Source organism: Geodermatophilus sp. SYSU D00698 (assembly GCF_054050335.1).
The window spans coordinates 56,415-76,049 of the sequence record NZ_JBJGZD010000007.1 but is presented as its reverse complement, the minus strand read 5'-3'; the positions used below and the strand labels follow the sequence as shown (position 1 = coordinate 76,049).

Below are 19,635 nucleotides of genomic sequence, written 5' to 3'. Positions count from 1 at the left end.
CGGACCGCCGCGGGGGTCAGGACCGGTCGCCGGCACCCTCCGCGGCCACCTGGGCGGGTGCGCCGTCGGCGGACCCGGGCCCCAGCGACTGCTCGCCGAGCAGCACCGCGGCGGCCTCGACCGTGGGTGGTTCCTGGGCCGGGGCGGGCCCGGCCCCGGCCGCCGGGCCCCTGGGTGGCGGGGCCGGCCGGGTCACCGGGGCCCTGGAGTCCAGCACCGGCACGGCCGTCGGGTCGGCGTGGCCCCAGGCCCGCTCCACCTCGCCGATCAGCGCCTCCAGGTAGGACCGCAGCTGCGTCCGGCACGCCTGGCCGAACGCCTGCAGGTAGGCGACCTGCTCCTGCAGCTCCTCGGCGGTGCGAGCGTCCCCCGCGGCGGCCGGTGCGCCGCCCTCGGCGACGATCCGGGCCGCGGCCTCGTGGGCGGCCTGGATCATCGCGCCGACCTTCTCGCGCGCGGACTGCAGCTGCTCGTCGTACTGCTGCTGCGCCTCGCTGACCATCACCCGGCTGAACGTCTCCGCCTCCGCCACGTACTGGTCGGCGGTCTGCTGGGCGACCGCGAGCAGGCTCACCGCCTGCGCCGTCGGCTCCTCCCGGGGCTTCTCCTCGCCCACCTGGGCCTGCAGCTCCTGCACCCGGCCGCGCAGCTCGGCCTTCTCCGCGTGCAGGCGGGCCAGCTCCTCGCCCACCCGGTCCAGGAACCGGTCGACCTCGGCGTCGCTGTAGCCGGGGTGCAGCATCGACGACCGGGCGAACCGCACCTCGCGCACGTCCGCGGGCGTCAGCCGCCGGCCGTTGGAGGCCACCTGCTCGGTCGTCATGACGTCACCTCTCCATCGACATCGGGTCCGGGACGGCTGGGGGCGAACACCTCGGTGCGGATGCGGTCCCGGGGCAGGCCGTGCCGCAGCAACCGCTCGACGGTGTCGTCGACCATCGCCCGGGGACCGGCGACGTAGGCCTCGCGACTGCCCCACGGCCCGGAGCGCGCCACCACCTCGCCGACGTCGCCGTGCGCCCACTGCGAGTTCCCGTCCTCGGAGACGGCGACGGTCACGGTGAGCCAGGGGTTCTCCCGCTCGAGCCGCTCCAGGTCCGCCCGGTCGTACAGGTCGCTCTCGGCGCGGACGCCGACGAACAGGTCCACCCGCCGGGGCGTGCCGTTCCGGGCGACGTGGTCGACGATCGCCTTGAGCGGCGCCAGCCCCGTGCCCCCCGCCACCAGCAGCAGGTCGCGGTCGGAGTCGGCATCGAAGCGCAGGTGGTCCACCGGGGGCCCGAGCCGCAGCACGTCCCCGACGTCGACCTGCCGCACGAGGGCGGTGCTGACCGGCCCGCCGGCCTGGGCCCGCGCGTGGATCTCCATCTCGCCGTCGGGCCGGCAGGCGTTGGCCGGCGAGTAGTAGCGCCACAGCCGCGGCCGCAGCTCGGTCTCCAGCGAGATCGACGCCCCGGGGCGGTAGGACAGCGGGATCTTGGTCCGCAGCCGCAGGACGGCGGTGTCGACGGTGCGCCGCTCGTGCGCCACGACCTCGGCGTCCCACCACGGCGGCTCGTCGGCCATCTCGTCGGCGGCCGCGACCATCACCGAGGCGACCAGCTCGTAGGCCGCCGCCCAGTCCGCGGCCAGCGCGTCGTTCCAGTCCTCGTCGAAGTGCTGCAGCGTGGCGAGCAGGCTCGCTCCCACCGCGGGGTAGTGCTCGGCCACCGTCCCGAACTTGCGGTGGTCGCGCCCCAGCTGCTGCAGGATCGGCACGAGGGAGTCGAGGTCGTCGACCCGTCCCACCACCTCGCCGAGCGCGGCGAAGAGCCGGTCGCGCTGGTGCGCCATCGAGACCGGGAACATCTGCCGGGTCTCGGGATGGGCGAGGAACAGGTGGGAGTAGAACCACAGCGGCGCCTCGTCGCCGGCAGCCGCGGCCTTGGCGAAGTTCGCGCGCATCGCAGGAATGTCCACAGTCGCCCCCCGTGGGCCGTCCGCTCGGCCGTGTGACCTGGCGCACACTAGCGAGCCCTCCGGACGGCGGCTAGCCCTCTGCGGCACCGCTCCGGTCGATTTCCGGACCCGCTCCTGGCAGGGTCGGTCGCAGGGGCGCGCCGGTGGGGGCACCCCGGCCCCGCGGACGGCGACGACGGGCGGGCACGGACACGGGGACTCAGCAGGTCACCGCGCCCGTCGGCCGGCCGAGGAGGACCGCATGCTGTCTGACCGCTCCCGTCCCGTGATCGAGGCGACCCTGCCCGTGGTCGCCGACCACATCCAGGAGATCGCCCGGCGCTTCTACGGGCACCTGTTCGGCGCCCACCCCGAGCTGTTCGACGGGGTCTTCAACCGCGGCAACCAGGCCACCGGGGAACAGCAGGTCGCGCTGGCCGGCTCCGTCGCCGTGTTCGCCGGCACCCTGGTGAAGACGCCGGAGCAGCTCCCCGAGCAGCTGCTGTCGCGCATCGCGCACAAGCACGTCTCGCTCGGGATCACCCCCGCCCAGTACGACGTCGTCCACGAGCACCTGTTCTGGGCGATCGTCGACGTGCTCGGCGACGCGGTCACCCCCGAGGTGGCCGCGGCCTGGGACGAGGTCTACTGGCTGATGGCCTACGCGCTGATCCACCAGGAGCGCGGTCTCTACAGCGCCCGGGGGGTGCGCCCGGAGACGGTGTGGCGGGACTGGGAGGTCGCCGAGAAGGTCGAGGAGACCCCCGACGTCGTCACGTTCCGGGTGCGGCGGATCGACCACCGGCTGGTCAAGACGTCGCTGCCCGGCCAGTACGTCACCGTGCAGGTGCCGCTCCCCGACGGCGTGCGCCAGCCGCGCCAGTACAGCCTCACCCGCGCCGACGACGGCGAGCACCGCCAGTTCTCGGTCAAGCGGGTGCGCGGCGGGGACAAGCCCGACGGCGAGGTCTCCAACCACCTGTGCGACCGGGTGCAGGTCGGCGACCGGCTGACGCTGTCGGCGCCCTTCGGCGACGTCGTCCTCGACGACTCCGGCCGCCCGGTCGTCTTCGCCAGCGCCGGCATCGGGATCACCCCGATGGCCGGGATGCTGTCCCACCTGGCCGCGGCGGGCTCCTCGCTGCCCGTCACGCTGCTGCACGCCGACCTGGACGAGGAGTCCTTCGCACTGCGTCACCAGGTCCTCGAGGACCTCCGCACGCTGCCGGACGCCACGGCCCACGTCTGGTTCGAGCGGGGCGCGGAGACCTCGCTGCCCGTCGACGGCGTGCACGACGGGACGATGGACCTCGACGACGTCGACCTGCCCGAGGGCGCCGCGTACTACCTCTGCGGGCCCCTGCCGTTCATGCGCGCGGTCCGCAGCGGCCTGATCGACCGCGGCGTGCCCGCCCGCGACGTCCAGTACGAGGTCTTCGGCCCCGACCTGTGGCAGGCCGACTTCGCCTCCGAGCCGGCGCCGGGCGCGACGGCGGAGCCGGCGGGCGCGGGCCGGTAGCCGTCCCGGGCGGCACACTGGGCGGGTGCCCCCGACCGCAGCCGCCCGCCGCGGGGTGGTCCGCCTGCTCAACACCTCCGCCGGGCGGGTCCTCTGCCTGGCCGGGGTCGTCGACGCGGACGCCGTCGAGGCGTTCTGGCGCTGCTACGGCCCGGAGCCGGTGCGCGTCGACGTCGTCGACGCCCGCTCGGTGACCACCCTGTCGGCCTCCGGCCGCGAGCTCGTCGCCGACGTCCTCGAGGCGGCGGCGTGGCGCGGTCTCGAGGTCGTGCTGCGCCCGTCGGAGCCGGTGCGGCGGTCGCTGTCCGGGCGGCCGGCCTGACGCGACGAGCGTCACGGCCCGCGTTCACCTGGGCTTCACACGCGGCGGGGACCGTGGGAGACGGCCGCACCCGCGGCCGACGGACGACGACGTCCCCCCGGACCCACCTCGAGGAGACGCCATGAGCACGACCACGAGCACGACCCCCCGCCGCACCCTCCGCAGCTGGCTGCGGCGCTTCGACGCCTACACGCTGCAGGTGTTCAACGCCGGGACGCCCGCGCGGCCCGGGACCCGCTGACCGACCGGGGCGGGGAGGCCCCGCCTCCCCGCCCCGCCGGTCACGCCCGCCGGCCCGCCGCGCCCTCGAGGATGCGGTGCGGGTCGGTCGCCGCGGCCAGCGCGGCCAGCCGGTCCCGGACGGCGGGCGTCGGGGTGCGGGCCAGCACGTCGGGCGCCGCCCCCCAGCCGTGCGCGGGCGCGCGGCCGCCGAGGTCGCCGCCGAGCGCGGCGGCCAGCTCCTCGGCGCAGGCACGGGTGGCCGCCCGGTCCTCGACGCCGGCGCCGCCGACGACCCGCACCGCCAGCCGCGCGTCCCGGTGGCAGACGGCGCTGGGCCGCTGCGGCACCCAGCCGAGCGCGCCGCCGAGCAGCCGCACCTCGACCGTGCGCGGCCGGCTCCCGCCGGCCGCACGCAGCAGCCCCGCGACCGCGCCGTCGGAGAGGCGGTCGAGCAGCAGCGAGGACTCCACCCCCGCCTCCAGCGCGGGCGTGGCCAGGCCCGCCGGTCCGCGCGGCGCCAGGTCGGCGGCTCCGGGCGGTGCGGCCCCGCGCAGGACGTCGAGCAGCCCGTCGCCGTCGTCGGCCTCGCCGGTCCAGGCGAACCGGACGGCCACCGTCCCCTCGCCCCGCGCCGGCCGGGTGAGCACCAGCGAGGTGCCCGCCTGCGGCGGCAGCGCCACCGACCAGGTCCGCCACGCCTCCGCCACCCGCGCGCCGTCGGCCGCGGGCCAGCGCAGCTCGCCGCCGTAGCGCGGCCCGGCGGCCAGCAGCTCCAGCTCCACGGCGGTGACGACGCCGAGCGCCGCGCCGCCGCCGCGGACGCCCCAGTACAGGCCGGCGCCGTCGGCGGGGGTGACCCGGCGCAGCACGCCGTCGCCGGTCACCACCTCCACCGCCCGCACCCGGTCCCCGGCCAGGCCGTAGGTCCGGGCCAGCGGGCCGACGCCGCCGCCGGTGACCGTGTCCGCGACCCGCTCGGCGGCCGAGGACCCGGTGATCGGGGTCAGCCCGTGCCGGACGGCCACCGCGGCCAGGTCCCGCCAGCGCACGCCGGCGCCGACCCGCGCCCAGCCGGCGGGCGACACGCGCACCCCGGCGAGCCCCGCGGGGTCCACCTGCAGCGCGCGGGCGCCGGCGCCGGTGCGGCCGGGCCCACGGACGGCCACGGCCACCCCGTGCCGGCCGGCCAGCCGCAGCGCGGCCACGACGTCGGCGTCCTCCGCCGCCCGCACCACCGCCCCGTCGGCCAGCACGGCCGCCGGCGAGAGGCGGGCGCGCAGGGCGGCGGTCAGGTCGGGCGGCAGGACGGCCGGCCGCGGGTCCGCGGCGCGGGCCGCGGGCGTGGAGGGGACGGACAGGGTGCTCACGGGGCTTCTCCAGGTGCGGGGGTCGGTGCCACCCGGAGGGTCGTCGGCGGTCCTTGGTGCGCCCTTGGCGGCCGCTTGGGCAGCAGGTCACGGCCGCGACCGGGAGGTCACCGGCAGGTCACGCGGCGTCGCGGGCGCCCCCGCGGGCGTGTCCGGGCCCCTACCCTGCCCGGCGATGACCGCCACCTCGTACCGCGTGCTCGGACCCGTGGAGGTCTGGCGCGACGGGCAGCTCCTCGCGCCGCAGTCCCCGCGCCACCGCGCCGTCCTGGCCGCGCTGCTGGTCGACGCCGGGCGCACCGTCCCCGTCGACCTGCTCGTCGACCGCGTGTGGAGCGGCCGGCCGCCCACCGCCGTGTCGGCCACCCTGCAGTCGATCGTGTCCCGGCTGCGCCGGGAGCTGGAGCCCGACGTCACCGGCGGCCGCTGGACGCTGCTGGTCACCCGGGAGCCCGGCTACCGGCTCGAGGTCGCCCCCGAGGACGTCGACGCCGTCCGGTTCGTCCAGCTGCTGCGCACCGCCCGCGACCTGGCCGCCCGCGGGGAGGCCGAGGGCGCCCGGGCGACGGTGGCCGAGGGGCTGGCGCTGTGGCGCGGCCCGGCCTACGCCGACGTCGCGGCCACCTTCGCCGCCGAGGAGTCCGAGCGGCTCGAGCAGCTGCGGCTGGCCGCCCGGGAGCTGGCCGCCGAGCTCGACCTGCGGCTGGGCCGGCACGCCGAGATCGTCGACGACGTCCGGGAGCTGCTCCGCGCCGAGCCGCTGCGCGAGGGCCTGCGCGCCTCGCTGATGCTGGCGCTGTACCGCAGCGGCCGGCAGGCCGAGGCGCTGGAGGTCTACGACGAGGGCCGCCGGCTGCTCGCCGACGGGCTGGGCGTCGACCCGGGCCGGCCGCTGCAGTCGCTGTACGAGCAGATCCTGCGCCAGGACCCGGCGCTGGCCGGGCCCGTCCCGGTGCCCGCCGCGGCGCCCGCCCCGGTGCCCGCCCCGGTGCCGGAGCCCGCGCCGGCTCCCCCGGCGCCGGCGGTGCGCGCCCCGGGCCCCCTGCCGGTCCCGCTCACCGCCTTCGTCGGCCGCGGCGCCGAGCTCGCCCGGCTGGCCGCCGCGCTGTCCGGGCAGCGGCTGGTCACCCTGGTCGGGCCCGGCGGCAGCGGCAAGACGAGGCTGGCGCTGGAGGCCGCGCGCCGCCGGCCGGCCGGGTCGCCGCCGGCCGCGCTGGTCGAGCTGGCCGGCGTCGAGGACCCCGAGCTGGTCGCCGGGCAGGTGGCCACCGTGCTGGGCGTGACGCTGGCGGGCGGGGACCCGCTGGGCGCCGTCGCCACCGCCCTGGAGGACCGCCCGCTGCTGCTGGTCCTGGACAACTGCGAGCACGTCGTCGACGCCGCCGCCGCGGTGTGCGCCGCCCTGCTCCCCCGCTGCCCCGAGCTGCGGGTGCTGGCCACCTCCCGCGAGCCGCTCGGGCTGCCGGGTGAGGCGGTGCTGCCCTGCGGCCCGATGCCCGCCGACGCTCCCGGCAGCGACGCCGAGCGGCTGTTCCTCGACCGCGCCCGGCTGGCCGCCCCGCACCTGGCCGACCCCTCCGCGGAGGACCTGGCCCACGTCCGGGAGCTGGTGGCCGCCCTCGACGGCCTGCCGCTGGCCGTGGAGCTGGCCGCCGCCTGCCTCACCACCCTCCCGCTGGCCGAGGTCGCCGGCCGGGTCGACGACCGGTTCGCCCTGCTGTCGGGTGGCTGGCGCACCGCCGTGCCGCACCAGCGCACGCTCGCGGCCACCGTCCAGTGGAGCGTCGACCTGCTCGCCCCCGCCGAGCTGGCCGTCTTCCAGGCCGTCTCGGTGCTGCCCGGCACCTTCGGCCCGGACCTGGTCGAGGCGGTGGCCGGACCGGAGGTCGACGGCCGGGCGCTGGAGCTGCTGCGGGTGCTGGTGGCCAAGTCGCTGGTCGAGCTCGACCACGCGGCCGGGCGCTACCGGATGCTCGAGACGCTGCGGCAGTACGCCGAGCAGGCGCTGGACGAGCCGGCGTCCCGGCGGCTGCGCGACCGGCTGACCGGCTTCGCCGTCGCGCTCACCGAACGGCTGGAGCCGACGCTGCGCAGCCCGCTGTGGACCGCGAGCGCCCGCCGGCTCGACGCCGAGCAGCCGGCGCTGCGGGCGACGCTCGGGCACGCGCTGGCCACCGGGCAGGGCGAGGCGGCGCTGCGGATCGGCGGGGCGCTGGGCTGGTACTGGTACCGGCGCGGCCACGTGCAGGAGGGCCGCCGCTGGCTGGCCGCCGCGCTGGACGCCACCCCCGGCGCGCCGGCCGGCGTGCGCAGTGGCGCGCTGCTCGCCGACGCGCTGCTGGCCTACCTGTCCGGCGACGTGCCCTCGCTGTGGGCGCGGACCAGCGAGATCGCCGGGACCGCCGACGACGCCGACCCGGTGCTGCCCCTCGCCCTGGTGCTGCGCGGCTTCGTGCGGGCGCTGCTCGGCCAGCCCGACCCCGACGGCGAGGTCGGGGCGGACATCGCCCGCGGCCTGGCGCTGGCGCAGGCGTCGGGCATCGAGTGGGTGCAGGTCGAGATCGCCATGACCCTCGGCCAGTTCTCGCGGGCCGCCGGCGACCTCGACGGCGCGCTGGAGCACCTCGGCCGCGCCGAGCGGCTCGCGCTGCGGCTGGGCCACTCGTGGGCGCACTCGTCGGTGCTGTGGATCCGGGCGAAGGCGCTCACCGACGTCGGCCGGGCCGCGGAGGCGCTGGCCGACCTGTGGGCGATGGTCGAGCTGACCCACCGCGAGGGCGACGCCACCGGCACCCTCGCCGGGCTGCTGGCCGCCGTCGGCGCGGTCACCGCGTCGGGCCGGCCCCGCACCGCCGCGGTGCTGCTCGGCGCGGTGCAGGCCGTCGCCCGGCAGGTCGGCTACGACCCGCTGCGGATGGACCCGGTCGACGGGCAGCGCTACGTCACCGCCACCCGCGAGGCCCTCGCCGAGGTCGAGTACGACACCGCGCTGGCCGAGGGCGCCGTCCTCGACCGCGGCGAGGCGGTGGCCATGGTGGGCAGGCTCGCCGCGGAGACCCGCACCGCCGACCCGGTCGCCTAGCCGCCGGGCGGCCGCAGCCCGGCGTACAGGCGGGCGAGGTCGGGCAGCTGGAAGTGCGCGTTCAGCCCGCTCGGGTTGGGCAGCACCCAGGTCTCGGCGCCGCCGACCGACACCGGCTGGCGGCCCCAGCCCGCGCGGGGCGCGCCGGTGGCGAGCCGCCAGGCCGTGAGCCCGAGGACCGCCAGCACCCGCGGCCGGCAGCGCGCGACCAGGCCGGCCAGCGCCGCCGCGCCCGCCCGCAGCTCCTCCGGGGTGAGCTCGGCCGCCGTCCGCGTGGGCCGGTCGACGAGGTTGGTCACCCCCAGCCCGTAGCGGGGCAGCTCGCGGTCCTCCTCCGGCGTCAGCCGGCGGGGCGTGAGCCCGGCCAGGTGCAGTGCGGGCCAGAACCGGTTGCCCGGGCGGGCGAAGTGGTGGCCGCGCTCGGCCGACAGCAGCGACGGGTTGATCCCGCAGAACAGGACGTCGAGGCCGGGGGCGACGACGTCGGGCAGCGGCTTGCCCGCTCCCCCGGTCAGGGCTCCATCGCCCGCACCGCCAGCGCGGCCCCGCCGTAGACGACCGAGCTGGCCACCGCCCGCACCGTGGTCGACCGGCCCGAGCCGCGGGCCGCGACCAGCGCGGTGAGCACGTCGAGGAGGTTCGCCGTGGCGACCAGCAGCAGCCCCCGGTCCACCTCCTCCTGGGTCCGCGCCGTCAACCCCGCCACCGAGAGGGCCAGCGCGCGGCTGCCGAACAGCCGCTGCAGCTGCAGCCCCTGCGGCGTCGGGGGGACGCCGTACCCTGCGGCGACGGCCCGCGGGGCGAGGACGCTGACCGCCCCGAACGCCATGCCGGCGCCGCCGAGCGCCCGCGCCGCCGTCTGCTTGGACATCCCTGCGATGGTCCTGGCCACGGTGGTCTCCAGTCCCCGACCCCGGCGGCCGGCCTGCTGGGCCGCCTGCCGCGAGCCAACCAGCCGCCCGCACGTCGCGCACGCGGGAGGGGGCGCGGTCACACTGGTCCGCGACGGCGCCGAGTCCTCGCGCACGCCGTCCGGCCACCGGGGGTGCCAGCTGTCGACCGACCTCCTCCCGGCCGACCGGGAGACCCCGCTCGGGCGGATGCACAGCCGCTCGGCGGGCACGCCGCGCGACGGCGTCGCCGAGGTGGTGCTGGTGCAGGGCATCGGCGTGAGCGACTACCTCGTCCCCGCCCTGCGCGCGCTCGGGGCGTGGACGCGGGCGCACCTGGTGGAGCTGCCGGGCTTCTCGGGCAGCGGGGAGCCGCCGCACGAGCTGGACGTCGCCGAGTTCGGGGACGCGCTGGTGGCCTGGCTCGCCGGCGCGGGACTGGACCGCGTGGTGCTGGTCGGACACTCCGGCGGCACCCAGGTCGCGGCACGGGCCGCGCTCCACCGCCCGGCCGGCGTGCGGGGCCTGGTCCTGGCCAGCCCGACGGTCGACCCGGCGTTCCGCAGCCTCGGCGGGGTGCTGCGGGCCTGGTACCGCAACCACCGGCGGGAGCCGCCGGACCTCGACGAGGCCCACCGGCCGGAACGGCAGCGGGCCGGCACGCGCCGGGTCCTGCACGCCGTCCGGGCCCACCTGGCCGACCGGCTCGAGGACGTCGTCCCCCGGCTGGCCGTCCCGGTGCTCGTGCTGCACGGCGCGGACGACCTGCTGTGCACCGCGGAGTGGGCCCGCGCACTGTGCCGGCTGGCCCGGGACGGCCGGTTCGCGTCCGTGCCGGGGGCGCACAGCTTCGTCTGGACCCACCCCGGGGCGTGGTCCGGCCCGCTCCGCCGGCTCGCCGGGGAGGTCGGCTGACGGTCGGTCAGTCGCCGGTCCCGCCGAGCCGGTCGACCGCCTCCCGGGCGACCTCGGGCGGGACGACGTGACCGCCGGCGAACTCGCGGTAGGTGACGTCGTACCCGTCGTCGCGGAGCGCGGGGACGATCTCGCGGCTGGCCCGCTCGACCGGCAGGACGTCGTCGCCGGTCCCGTGGGACACGAAGACCGGCGGCCGCCCGGTGCGCGCCGCCGGGGGCACGAACCCCGGTGAGAAGGCGACGACCCGCCGGAACAGCAGGCCGTTGGCCAGCCCCAGCCCCAGCGCGTAGGACGCGCCGTCGGAGAAGCCGGCGACGGCCACCCGGCCGGCGTCGACCGGCACCCGCCGGAGGACGGCGGTCAGCGCACGGTCGATCCCGGCGACGTCGGGCCCGTAGCCGCGCAGGACGGCGTCCCAGGTCGAGCCCCGGGAGGCCGGGGCGAGCAGCACCAGGCCGCGCTCGTCGGCGAGGGACTGCAGCAGCCCGAGGCCGGCGGCGGCGTCACCCCCCGCGCCGTGCAGGACGACGACGAGCGGCGCCGGGCCGGGGACCCCGGCGGCCGGGACGTGCAGCAGGGGGTCGCGCGTCTCCTCCAGGCCCAGCGCGGAGGTGCCCGGTGGCGGCGGCGGGAGGTCCGGTGGCGCGGTCGGGCGGGCGGTCAGGACGGCGGCCCCCTCGCCGCCGGGTGCGCCGGGGAGCCGGACCGCGCAGCCGGTCAGGACGGCCGCCCCGGCGACCCGGCCCGCCGCCAGGAGCAGCCGCCGGCGGGTGAGCACGGTGCACGGGGGCCGCTCAGGCACTGACCTCCTCGTGGGTGTTCACCCCCGGGATCCGGCGGACCGACCCCCAGCCGAAGCGGGCCCACGCCACCAGCAGCGCCGCACCGACCAGGGAGCCGAGGGTGTCGCGGACGAGGTCGCCGTTGGTGTCGTCGTTGCCCTCCGACAGACGCGTGCCGAACCACGCGTCGGACCGCCACTCGTACACCTCCCACAGCGCCCCGATCGTGACGCCGAGGGCCGTCGTGACGACCGCGATCCCGACGTAGTGGCGCAGGTGGGTCTCGTCGCGGGGGTCGGGGACGACGTCGAGGCGGGCGAGCGCGATGTAGACGACGGGCGCGGTCAGCATCGGCAGCGTGACGTGCACCAGGTCGTCGAAGCGGACGAACCGGTCGTAGAGGCCCAGCGTCTCGCCGAAGCCCTGCAGGACCATCCCCAGGGTCAGCGCGAGGTCGTACACCCGCGGCAGGTCGACCAGCCGCGCCAGGACCGTGACCGCCCCCAGGAACAGCAGGACCGCCGCGTCCCCCGCCCGCCCCGCCGCCGCGTAGGCGAGCCCGCCCACGAGCAGCACCAGCCGCAGGACGTCGATGCCGTCCCTGAGCACGGGCGTCCAGTCGCCCATCACCAGCCTGCGCACGTCCACGTCCCCGCCCCCGTCCCGGCCCGCCCGGTGGGCGGGCCCCTCCGTCGGCGCCCGACCCACCGCGGGCGGCTCAGCGCGGCGGGTCGGCCTCCGCGCCCATCGCGTCGTCGACCGAGGTCTCCCCCTCGGTGCGACCGCCGCCGGCGTGGGCGACGTCCGGGCCGACGCTCGCGTGCGAGCCCTCGTCCTCCGGGCCGGCCTGCGGGGTCGGGTCGGTCTCGCTCATCGGTCCTCCTCCGGGTCTGGTGGTGTCCCGCCCCGTACCCCGCCGGCGGCGGGCCACGCCGCCGGCGGGGTGCGGGAGCCGGGTCAGCCCAGGCGCAGCACCGACATCACCCGGGCGGCCATCTCCGCCTCGCCGAGTGCGTTCGGGTGCACGACCACCGCGTTGCTGCCCTGCAGCACCGGCTCGACCCAGCGGACGCCGAGCGGCTGACAGGCGTCGTGCCCGGCCGAGGCGCGGGACAGGTCGACGTAGGTGACACCCGTGGCCGCGGCCGCGCGCCGGACGGCGTCGTCGAGCGTGGTCTGCAGGGAGTGCAGGTAGGGGACGTCGCCCTCGGCGATCGGCATCCGGTCGAAGCAGCCGCCGGTCGGCGGGAGGATCGCGGGGTAACCGAGGATCGCGACCCGGGCCCGCGGCGCGGCCTCGCGCACCGCCGACAGCGCCTGCACCAGCGCCGGGTGGGTGGTGGTGCGGACGGTGTCCTCGAACGAGGTGCCGTAGGTGTCGCGGCACGGGCTGCCGCGGCCCAGCGTCAGCAGCCCGGCGGTGCCGCAGCGCAGGACCGACTCGATGAACACCCCGCTGTCGTTGCCGCCGATGGTCATGGTGACCAGCTGGGTGTCCGGGGACAGCGCCTGGAGCTGGGGCGGCACGCCGGGGTGCTGCGCGGTGGTGAGGTCCGAGGTGTCCGCGCCGCCGCAGGTGACGTCGGTCAGCTGCGCGCCGGTCGCCTGCGCGATCAGGTGCGGGTAGTTCCGGGTGGAGCGCAGGCACTGCGGCGCGGCGGTGGGGTCCGGGGGCAGCACGCCGGAGGCCGCGCTGTAGGAGTCGCCGAGCGCGACGTAGCGCAGCGGTCCCGGGGGCGCGGCCGAGGCCGGGGGGACGACGAGCAGGACGCCGGCGAGCGCGGCGAGCAGGACGGTCAGCAGTCGGCGCACGGACCACTCCATCGGGGCCGGGGGCAGGTCGCCGGGGTCAACGACGCCGGCCCGAGCGGGTGACGGCGGTCACCCGGTCCCGACGAGCGGCTCGACCCGGTGGGTCCGCACCCACGCCGCCGGGTCGTGGCGGCGCAGCACCAGCGGCAGGACGGCGTCGCGGACGGCGCGGCCCACGGCCGGCGGCGGCTTCGCGCTGCTCCGGCGGAAGCCCTGGGCGACCACCCGCTCCGCGCGCGCCCGCCGCCGCTCCTCGAAGGCGCGCAGGGCGTCGCCGAGCGGCAGGTCGCGCAGGCACGCGGCGAGGACGACGGCGTCCTCCATCGCCAGCGACGAGCCCTGGCCCGAGGCCGGCGAGGTCGCGTGCGCGGCGTCGCCGACCAGCACGGTGCGGCCGCGGGACCAGCGGGGCACGGTGGGCACGTCGTACGTCGTCCACCCGCGCAGCGGCCCGGGGGTGGCCTCCACCAGGTCCACCAGCGGCGACCGGTCGCCGCGGAGCAGGTCGTAGAGCAGCGCCCGCCACCGTGGGTCGGGCGTGCCGGCGACCTCGCCGTCGGCCGGCTCCCGGGTGAGCGGCGGGTTGGCGAACCACCACGTGCCGCCGTCCGGCGCGGCGAGGTACCCGGCGAAGCAGCGGCGGCCGAACACCATGGTCAGCCGGCCCACCTCGGCGCCGGCCGGCACGTGCGAGGAGTACCCGGCGGTGACCAGCACCGGCACGAACCGGGGCGGCAGGGCGTCCGGGGCGACCAGCGGCCGCACCGCCGACCGCACGCCGTCCGCACCGACGAGCAGGTCCGCGGTCTCCGTCCGGCCGTCGGCGAACTCCGCGGTGACCCCGGCGCCGGTGTCCTCCGCCCCGGTCAGGCGGGAGCGGTAGCGGATCTCCACGCCCCGCCGGAGCGCCTCCGCGTGCAGGGTCCGGTACAGGTCCGAGCGCTTCACCGAGATGCCCGCGTCGCGCCGTCCCTCCGTGTCCCCGGTGGTGGACGAGCCCAGGACCCGGCCGGTCCCGCTGCGGAACTCGATGGTGTGCGTGGGGAACCCCGCCGCCCGGACGGCGTCCTCGGCGCCGACGGCGCGCAGCGCGTCCAGCCCGTTGACCTGCACGCCGAGCCAGGTCCCCACGTCCCCCTCGGGAGCCGGGTGGGCCTCGTGCACCGTCGCCTCGATCCCCACCCGCTGCAGCGCCATGGCCGTCACCGGCCCCGCGACCCCGCCGCCGACCACGATCGCGCGCGTCATGCCCGGGATTGCCTCACACCCGGCGGCGCGCGCCAACCCCCTGCCGTCCTCCCGTCTGCCAGCATCGGCCGGCACCGACCGCAGCACCCGGGGAGGCCGCCCGTGACCGACGCCCAGCGGATCGCCCTGACCGGCGTCGCGATCCCCCCGGGTCCGGGCGGGACGCCGGGGCTGCGCGGGCTGCTCGCCGTGCCCGACGGCCCGGGGCCGTGGCCGGGTGTGGTGCTGCTGCACGAGGCCTTCGGCGTCGACGGTGTGGTGCGGCGGCAGGCGCAGCGGATGGCCGCCGCCGGCTCCCTGACGCTCGTGCCGGACCTGTTCACCGACGGCGGCGCGCGGCGGGCCGTGGTCCCGACGTTCCGCGCGGTGGACGCCGGCGAGGGGCGCCCGTTCGCCGACGCCGAGGCGGCCCGCGCGCACCTGGCCGCGCGACCGGACTGCACCGGCCGGGTCGGCGTGCTGGGGTCCAGCGTCGGCGGCGGGCTGGCGCTGCACCTGGCGGCCCGCGGTTTCGACGCCGCGGCGGTGTTCTACGCGCGGCTGCCGCGGGACCCGCACACCGCGCTGCTCGGCGCCTGCCCCGTGGTGGCCGGCTACGGCGGCCGCGACCCGGGCCTGCGCGGCGCCGCCGCGGAGCTCACGACGGTGCTGACCCGGGTCGGCGTCCGGCACGACGTCCGCGAGTACCCGGGCGCCGGCCACGGCTTCCTGCACGACGCCCCGGTCGGCCCGCGGGTGCTGCGCCCCCTGCTGCGGGACGTGCTGCGGATCCGGCCGGACCCCGCCGCCGCGGCCGACGCCTGGGCCCGGACCGACGCCTGGTTCGCCGAGCACCTGCGGGGGCGGCCCCCGGCGGAGGTCCCGGCGCTCAGGCCGTCGGCACCGTGACGGGGGACTCCGGCTGCCGCGGGGCCGGGACGACCGGCGCGCCGACGGCCTCCGGCACGGCCGCCGGGCGGGCGGGCCGGCGCGGGAAGCCGGCGGCGAACACGTCCGGCAGCACGAACACGACGCGCTGCGGCTGCTCGGGGCCGGCGTCGACCAGGGCGCGGATGCGGGCCAGCTCGTCCTCTGCGGCCCGGGCGTCCTCCCACACCTCGTAGACCATCACCGACCGGGGCTGCCGGACGTGCCGGCGGGACAGGCAGTGCGGCGGGCGGTCGACGTCCTCCGGCAGGGCGCGGCGCAGCACCTCGTACTGCGCCGGCTCGACGTCGTTCCACCGCAGGTGCAGCACGAGGAGAGACACGGTTCCCCCTGGTAGTCGGTCCGTAGGTGCGGCACGGACGCTAGGGACGGCCGATCGGCACCGTCTGTACGCACTTGTGCGTATGCGGCGGGGTGCGGCGCCCCCTTGACGGCGCGGGGATCTCCGTTGACGCCGACCCGCGGGTGCGGCCACGCTCGTCCTGCACAGAGGGCTGCGCACGCGACCGACGCGGGACCGGCGGGGACCCGCGGGATCGTCGGAGGCCGGCGATGGAGCCTGTGGTCCGGGAGCTCACCGACCTGGTGGTGGGCCTGCTCGACGCCATGGTCGGCCCGCAGCTGCCCGCCGGCCCCGTGTTCGCCGTCCTGTGCCCCCGCCTGGAGGCGCCCGCCGCGGTGCTGCAGCGCACCGACTGGCGCACCGGCGCCACGGAGATCACCGCCACCGGCCTCGCCGGCGAGCAGCTCGAGCTGCTGGTCGACGCCACGCACCGCATGCGCTCGGTGCACCCCCTGCTGACCGCCGCCGCGGCCGGGGACCTCACGCCCGCGACGGCCCAGGAGGCGGCCGGCGGCTGGCAGAGCTGGCGCCGGTCCCCCGCCCGGGGCGTCATCGCCTCGGTGTGCGGCTGGGACCAGCTGGTCAGCCTGCCCCTGCGGGGCGGGCCGGCCGAGGTCTGCGGCTTCGCCTTCGGCCGGCCCCGCCGCGACTTCACCGCGGCCGACCTCGAGCTGCTCGACGGCGTCGCGCCGGTGCTGCGGGCGCTGGACCGGCACGTGCGGACGGTGCGGGCCTGGCAGGACGGCGACGGGGACGGCGGCGCGCACGCCCGTGCGGCGGGCCTCACCTGCCGGGAGACGGCGGTCCTGCTGTGCCTGGCCGAGGGGCTGACGGCGACCGCGACGGCGCACCGGCTGGGCTGCTCGACCCGTACGGTCACCACGCACGCCGCGCGGCTGTACCGGAAGCTCGGCGTCCACGACCGGCTGACCGCGGTCCTCGAGGCGCAGCGCCGGGGCATCCTGCCCGCCCCCGCCGTGCCGGCCGGCTGAGCGGGGGGGGGGTCAGCGCGGTGTCCGCCAGGGCAGCAGCCGGGGGTCCAGCGGAGCCCCGAACCAGCAGGCCATCCACCGCAGCCGGGCGCCGGTCGGCGACGGCCGCCGGGCCGGACTCGGGGTCGGGGTCGGGGTCGGGGTCATGGCGTCCTCCCTCGGAGCGGCTGCCGGACGAGCCTCCGGCCGGCGGCGGCGCCCTCGCGTCGGGGGAAACCCGCGACCTGGTGGGCCGGGCGGCGGAGCTCGCGCGCGTCGACCGGCTCCTCGACGACGCCCGCGCGGGCCGGCCGGGCCTGCTCGTCGTCGAGGGCGAGGCCGGCGTCGGCAAGACCGCCCTGCTGGAGGCCGCGGCCGCGCGGGCCGCCGGGTGCACGGTGCTGCGCGCCCGCGGGATCGAGTCCGAGGCGACGCTGCCGCAGGCCGTCCTGCTGGAGCTGCTCGGCCCGCTGCGCCCCCTGCTGCCGGAGGTCCCGCCGGGGCAGGCGGCCGCGCTCGCCGCGGCGCTGGGCTGGGGGCCGGCCGACGTCCCGGGCGAGCGGCACCTGGTCGCGGCCGGGACCCTCTCGCTGCTGGCCGTTGCCGCGGCGGCCGCGCCGGTGCTCGTCCTGGTCGACGACCTGCAGTGGGCCGACGCGGAGTCCGCGGCCGCCCTGCTGTTCGCCGCGCGCCGGGTGCACGGGGACCGGGTCGCGGTGCTGGGGGCGCGGCGGCCGGGGGCCGGCCCGCTGCCCGGCGCCGAGGTGCTCCCGGTGACCGCCCTGCCCGCCGACGACGCCCGCACGCTGCTGGCCGGGACCGTCGCACCCGCCGTGGCGCGCCGGCTGGCCGGCCGGGTCGGCGGGGTCCCGCTCGCGCTGCTGGAGGTGGCCGCGGCCCTGTCGCCGGCGCAGCGGGCGGGCACCGAGCCGCTGCCTGCGGACCTGCCGGTCGGCCCGGCGCTGTCCGGGGCCTTCGAGCCGGAGCTGGCCGCGCTGCCGGCCGGGGCGCGGGAGGCGGTGCTGCTGCTGGCCGCGGCCCACGACGGCAGCGCCGCCGCCGTGGCCGCGGCGCTGGCCGGGTCGGGCACCGACCCGGCCGCGGCCCTGGACGCCGCGGAGGAGCGGGGCGTCGTCGTGCGCGACGGGGACGCCCTGGCGTTCCGGCACCCGCTGCTGCGCAGCCTGGTGTGGCGCCGGGCGACGCCCGCCGAGCGCCGGCGGGCGCACCGCCTGCTGGCCGGGACCGCCCGGACCGGCGACGACCTCGCCGCGGTGTGGCACCGCGCGCTGGCGGCCGCCGGTCCCGACGAGACGCTGGCCGGCGAGCTGGCCGCGGCCGCCGGCCGGGCCCGGGCGCGGCGCGGGTACGCGGCGTCGTCGGCGGCGCTGGAGCGCGCGGCCGCGCTGACCGGGGACGCCGCCCGCGCCGCGGAGCTGCTCGCCGCCGCCGTCCGGGACGCCGCCGTCGGCGGGGACGCCGTCCGTGCGCGCGCGCTGGCCGGCGCCGTCGTGCGCGGCGCGGCGCCGGCGGCCGCACGGGCGGAGGTGCTGCACGTCCTGGGCCGGGTCGAGCAGGACACCGGCTCGGTGCCGGCCGCGGGCGACCTGCTGCGCGCGGCCGCCGACCTCGCCACCGGCCGCACCGCCGCCTGGGTGCTCACCGACCTCGCCGTCGTCCAGCACCGGCTCGGTGACGTGACGGGCGTGCAGACGACGGCGCGGCGGATCGCGGCCGCCGCGGACGCCGGCGACCCCCTGCAGCAGGTGCTCGCGGCGTGGGTCACCGGGGTCGCCGCCCTGCACGCCGGCGACCCCGACCGCGGACGGCGGCTCCTGCACCGGGCACTGGAGACGGCGGAGGGCGAGCCGGGGCTGCGCGCCGAGCCCCGGCTGCTGCCGCTGCTCGTCCTCGCGGTGGGCTGGCTGCCCGACCCGCCGGCCGCCGTCCCCGTGGTGGAGCGCCGCCTGCGCGAGGCCCGGGAGCTCGGGGCCCTGGGGGTGCTGGTCGCCGTCCTGTCGATGACCGCCCGCGGCCGGGCGGAGCTGCTGGGCGACCACCCGGGCGCCTACGCCGACGCCGGCGAGGCGGTCGAGCTCGCCGAGGAGCTGGGCTACGTCGCCGACGCCGCGCCGGCCCTGGAGCTGCTGGCGGAGGAGGCCGCGGCGCGCGGGCGGCACGGGGAGGCGGCGGCGCACCTGGACCGCGCCCGCGCGCTGGTCGCCCGGGCCGGCACGGCCGCCGTCGCGGCCCACCTGACCCTCTCCGAGGCGTTCTGCGCGCTGTGCCGCGGCGACCTCGCCGCGGTGGCCCGGCTGCTGGAGGGGCGGCTGGCCGCCGACGGCGGGGTCGGCGCGCTGGGCGAGCCGCTGGGCGTGGCGCCGCTGCTGGTCGAGGCGTGGACGGGGCTGGGCCGGGCCGCCGAGGCCGCGGAGCTCGCCGGGGAGTACGAGCGGGTGTCGCGGTCGCCGCTGCCGCCGACCGCCGCGCTGGTGGCCCGCTGCCGGGCGCTGACCTGCCCGGACGACGACGCCGCGACGGCGTTGTTCGAGGGGGCGCTCGCCGCCCACGCGCTCGCGCCGGACGCCTTCGAGACCCCGCACACGCGGCTGCTGTTCGGGGCGAGGCTGCGCCGCTCGGGGCAGCGGACGCGGGCGCGGGCGGAGCTCGCCGCGGCGGCCGACGCCTTCGCCGCGCTGGACCTCACGGCCTGGGCGCAGCGCGCCGAGGACGAGCTGCGCGCCACCGGGCGGACCGCGCGCCCGCGCCGGCCGCTGCCCGAGGAGCCCCTCACCGCGCAGGAGACGCGGATCGCCGTCCTGGCGGCGCGGGGCGCCTCGAACGCGGAGGTCGCCGCGGCGCTGTTCCTCAGCCCGAAGACCGTCGAGCACCACCTGAGCAGCGTCTACCGCAAGCGCGGGCTGCGCTCGCGCGTCGGGCTGGCGGCGCTGTTCCCGCCCGCGGGCTGAGGGCGGGTCAGCCCGCCCGGTCGAGGCGGCCGGCCAGCCGGTCGACGAACCGGTCCACCGGGCGCGGCTGCTCGCCGGGCGGCAGGGGCTCGGCGGGGGTGAGCACCCACAGCACGGCGTAGAGCACCAGGCCGGCGCCGCCGGCGAGGGTCAGGGCGACGGCGGCGGCGCGCCACAGCACCGCGTCGACGCCGGTGTAGGCGGCCAGCCCGCCGCAGACGCCGCCGAGCATGCGCTCGGTGGAGCTGCGTCGCAGCGGCGGCCGGTTGCCGGTGTACGAGGTCGGGATCGTCATGGCACCAGGCTCCCGCCGCCGGGCCCGCGG

General features: G+C 79.0%; 19 protein-coding genes. 7 read left to right on the top strand and 12 right to left on the bottom strand.

Annotated features, from left to right (window positions below; translation table 11 throughout):
- Positions 1-16 precede the first annotated feature (16 nt).
- Both ACI8AB_RS08660 and ACI8AB_RS08655 read right to left on the bottom strand, forming a co-directional pair.
- Positions 17-823, bottom strand: a complete 807-nt coding sequence (locus ACI8AB_RS08660; protein WP_456949782.1) for a DivIVA domain-containing protein — start codon at positions 821-823, stop codon at positions 17-19.
- Positions 820-1,944 (bottom strand): globin domain-containing protein, encoded by a 1,125-nt coding sequence (locus ACI8AB_RS08655; protein WP_456949781.1) that lies wholly within the window; start codon positions 1,942-1,944, stop codon positions 820-822. Before ACI8AB_RS08655 ends, ACI8AB_RS08660 begins: the two co-directional genes overlap by 4 nt.
- A 256-nt stretch (positions 1,945-2,200) precedes the next feature.
- Between ACI8AB_RS08655 and ACI8AB_RS08650 the strand changes: the two genes are divergently transcribed.
- Positions 2,201-3,457, top strand: a complete 1,257-nt coding sequence (locus ACI8AB_RS08650; RefSeq protein ID WP_456949780.1) for an FAD-binding oxidoreductase — start codon at positions 2,201-2,203, stop codon at positions 3,455-3,457.
- 25 nt (positions 3,458-3,482) lie between these two features.
- Entirely contained in the window at positions 3,483-3,779 is a 297-nt protein-coding gene (locus tag ACI8AB_RS08645; RefSeq protein ID WP_456949779.1) for a hypothetical protein, read from the top strand.
- A 281-nt stretch (positions 3,780-4,060) separates the two neighbouring features.
- On the opposite strand, the gene ACI8AB_RS08640 is transcribed toward ACI8AB_RS08645, so the two are convergent.
- Positions 4,061-5,368, bottom strand: coding sequence for an FAD-binding oxidoreductase (locus ACI8AB_RS08640; RefSeq protein WP_456949778.1), 1,308 nt, complete (start codon positions 5,366-5,368; stop codon positions 4,061-4,063).
- Positions 5,369-5,543: 175 nt separating this feature from the next.
- Between ACI8AB_RS08640 and ACI8AB_RS08635 the strand changes: the two genes are divergently transcribed.
- Entirely contained in the window at positions 5,544-8,450 is a 2,907-nt protein-coding gene (locus ACI8AB_RS08635) for a BTAD domain-containing putative transcriptional regulator (protein WP_456949777.1), read from the top strand.
- Here ACI8AB_RS08635 and mug read toward each other — a convergent pair.
- Entirely contained in the window at positions 8,447-8,941 is a 495-nt protein-coding gene (mug, locus tag ACI8AB_RS08630) for a G/U mismatch-specific DNA glycosylase (RefSeq protein WP_387989012.1), read from the bottom strand. The two genes, ACI8AB_RS08635 and mug, sit on opposite strands and share 4 nt — an antisense overlap.
- A 20-nt stretch (positions 8,942-8,961) precedes the next feature.
- On the bottom strand, positions 8,962-9,321 hold the full coding sequence (locus tag ACI8AB_RS08625; protein ID WP_387989016.1) for a hypothetical protein: 360 nt from the start codon (positions 9,319-9,321) through the stop codon (positions 8,962-8,964).
- Between the two features lie 7 nt (positions 9,322-9,328).
- Here ACI8AB_RS08625 and ACI8AB_RS08620 point away from each other — a divergent pair, with 7 nt between their 5' ends.
- The gene (locus ACI8AB_RS08620; protein ID WP_456949776.1) at positions 9,329-10,255 is read left to right on the top strand and encodes an alpha/beta fold hydrolase; all 927 of its coding nucleotides are present in this window, start codon (positions 9,329-9,331) and stop codon (positions 10,253-10,255) included.
- A 7-nt stretch (positions 10,256-10,262) separates the two neighbouring features.
- Here the strand turns inward: ACI8AB_RS08620 and ACI8AB_RS08615 are convergent, their stop codons facing one another.
- From ACI8AB_RS08615 to ACI8AB_RS08595, 5 genes are all read right to left on the bottom strand, one after another.
- Positions 10,263-11,060 carry an alpha/beta hydrolase gene (locus ACI8AB_RS08615; RefSeq protein ID WP_456949775.1) on the bottom strand — a complete coding sequence of 266 codons (798 nt, stop codon included), beginning with the start codon at positions 11,058-11,060 and terminating at the stop codon, positions 10,263-10,265.
- Positions 11,053-11,682 carry a hypothetical protein gene (locus tag ACI8AB_RS08610; RefSeq protein WP_456949774.1) on the bottom strand — a complete coding sequence of 210 codons (630 nt, stop codon included), beginning with the start codon at positions 11,680-11,682 and terminating at the stop codon, positions 11,053-11,055. The genes ACI8AB_RS08615 and ACI8AB_RS08610 overlap by 8 nt, the downstream gene beginning before the upstream one ends.
- Before the next feature lie 76 nt (positions 11,683-11,758).
- Positions 11,759-11,914, bottom strand: coding sequence for a hypothetical protein (locus tag ACI8AB_RS08605; RefSeq protein WP_456902178.1), 156 nt, complete (start codon positions 11,912-11,914; stop codon positions 11,759-11,761).
- A gap of 83 nt (positions 11,915-11,997) precedes the next feature.
- Positions 11,998-12,852 (bottom strand): SGNH/GDSL hydrolase family protein, encoded by an 855-nt coding sequence (locus ACI8AB_RS08600; protein ID WP_456949773.1) that lies wholly within the window; start codon positions 12,850-12,852, stop codon positions 11,998-12,000.
- Between the two features lie 69 nt (positions 12,853-12,921).
- A complete protein-coding gene (locus ACI8AB_RS08595; protein WP_456949772.1) occupies positions 12,922-14,100 on the bottom strand; it encodes an FAD-dependent oxidoreductase in 1,179 nt (392 codons plus the stop codon).
- Positions 14,101-14,202: 102 nt separating this feature from the next.
- Here ACI8AB_RS08595 and ACI8AB_RS08590 point away from each other — a divergent pair, with 102 nt between their 5' ends.
- Complete coding sequence (locus ACI8AB_RS08590; RefSeq protein ID WP_456949771.1) at positions 14,203-14,988, top strand: dienelactone hydrolase family protein; 786 nt, start codon at positions 14,203-14,205, stop codon at positions 14,986-14,988.
- Here the strand turns inward: ACI8AB_RS08590 and ACI8AB_RS08585 are convergent.
- On the bottom strand, positions 14,969-15,349 hold the full coding sequence (locus ACI8AB_RS08585; RefSeq protein ID WP_456949770.1) for a hypothetical protein: 381 nt from the start codon (positions 15,347-15,349) through the stop codon (positions 14,969-14,971). The two genes, ACI8AB_RS08590 and ACI8AB_RS08585, sit on opposite strands and share 20 nt — an antisense overlap.
- Positions 15,350-15,579: 230 nt before the next feature.
- On the opposite strand from ACI8AB_RS08585, the gene ACI8AB_RS08580 reads away from it, so the two are divergent.
- Both ACI8AB_RS08580 and ACI8AB_RS08575 read left to right on the top strand, forming a co-directional pair.
- Positions 15,580-16,362 (top strand): helix-turn-helix transcriptional regulator, encoded by a 783-nt coding sequence (locus ACI8AB_RS08580; RefSeq protein ID WP_456949769.1) that lies wholly within the window; start codon positions 15,580-15,582, stop codon positions 16,360-16,362.
- Between the two features lie 227 nt (positions 16,363-16,589).
- Positions 16,590-19,310 carry an AAA family ATPase gene (locus tag ACI8AB_RS08575; RefSeq protein ID WP_456949768.1) on the top strand — a complete coding sequence of 907 codons (2,721 nt, stop codon included), beginning with the start codon at positions 16,590-16,592 and terminating at the stop codon, positions 19,308-19,310.
- A gap of 7 nt (positions 19,311-19,317) precedes the next feature.
- Here the strand turns inward: ACI8AB_RS08575 and ACI8AB_RS08570 are convergent, their stop codons facing one another.
- Positions 19,318-19,605, bottom strand: a complete 288-nt coding sequence (locus tag ACI8AB_RS08570; RefSeq protein WP_387993053.1) for a PspC domain-containing protein — start codon at positions 19,603-19,605, stop codon at positions 19,318-19,320.
- Positions 19,606-19,635: the final 30 nt, after the last annotated feature.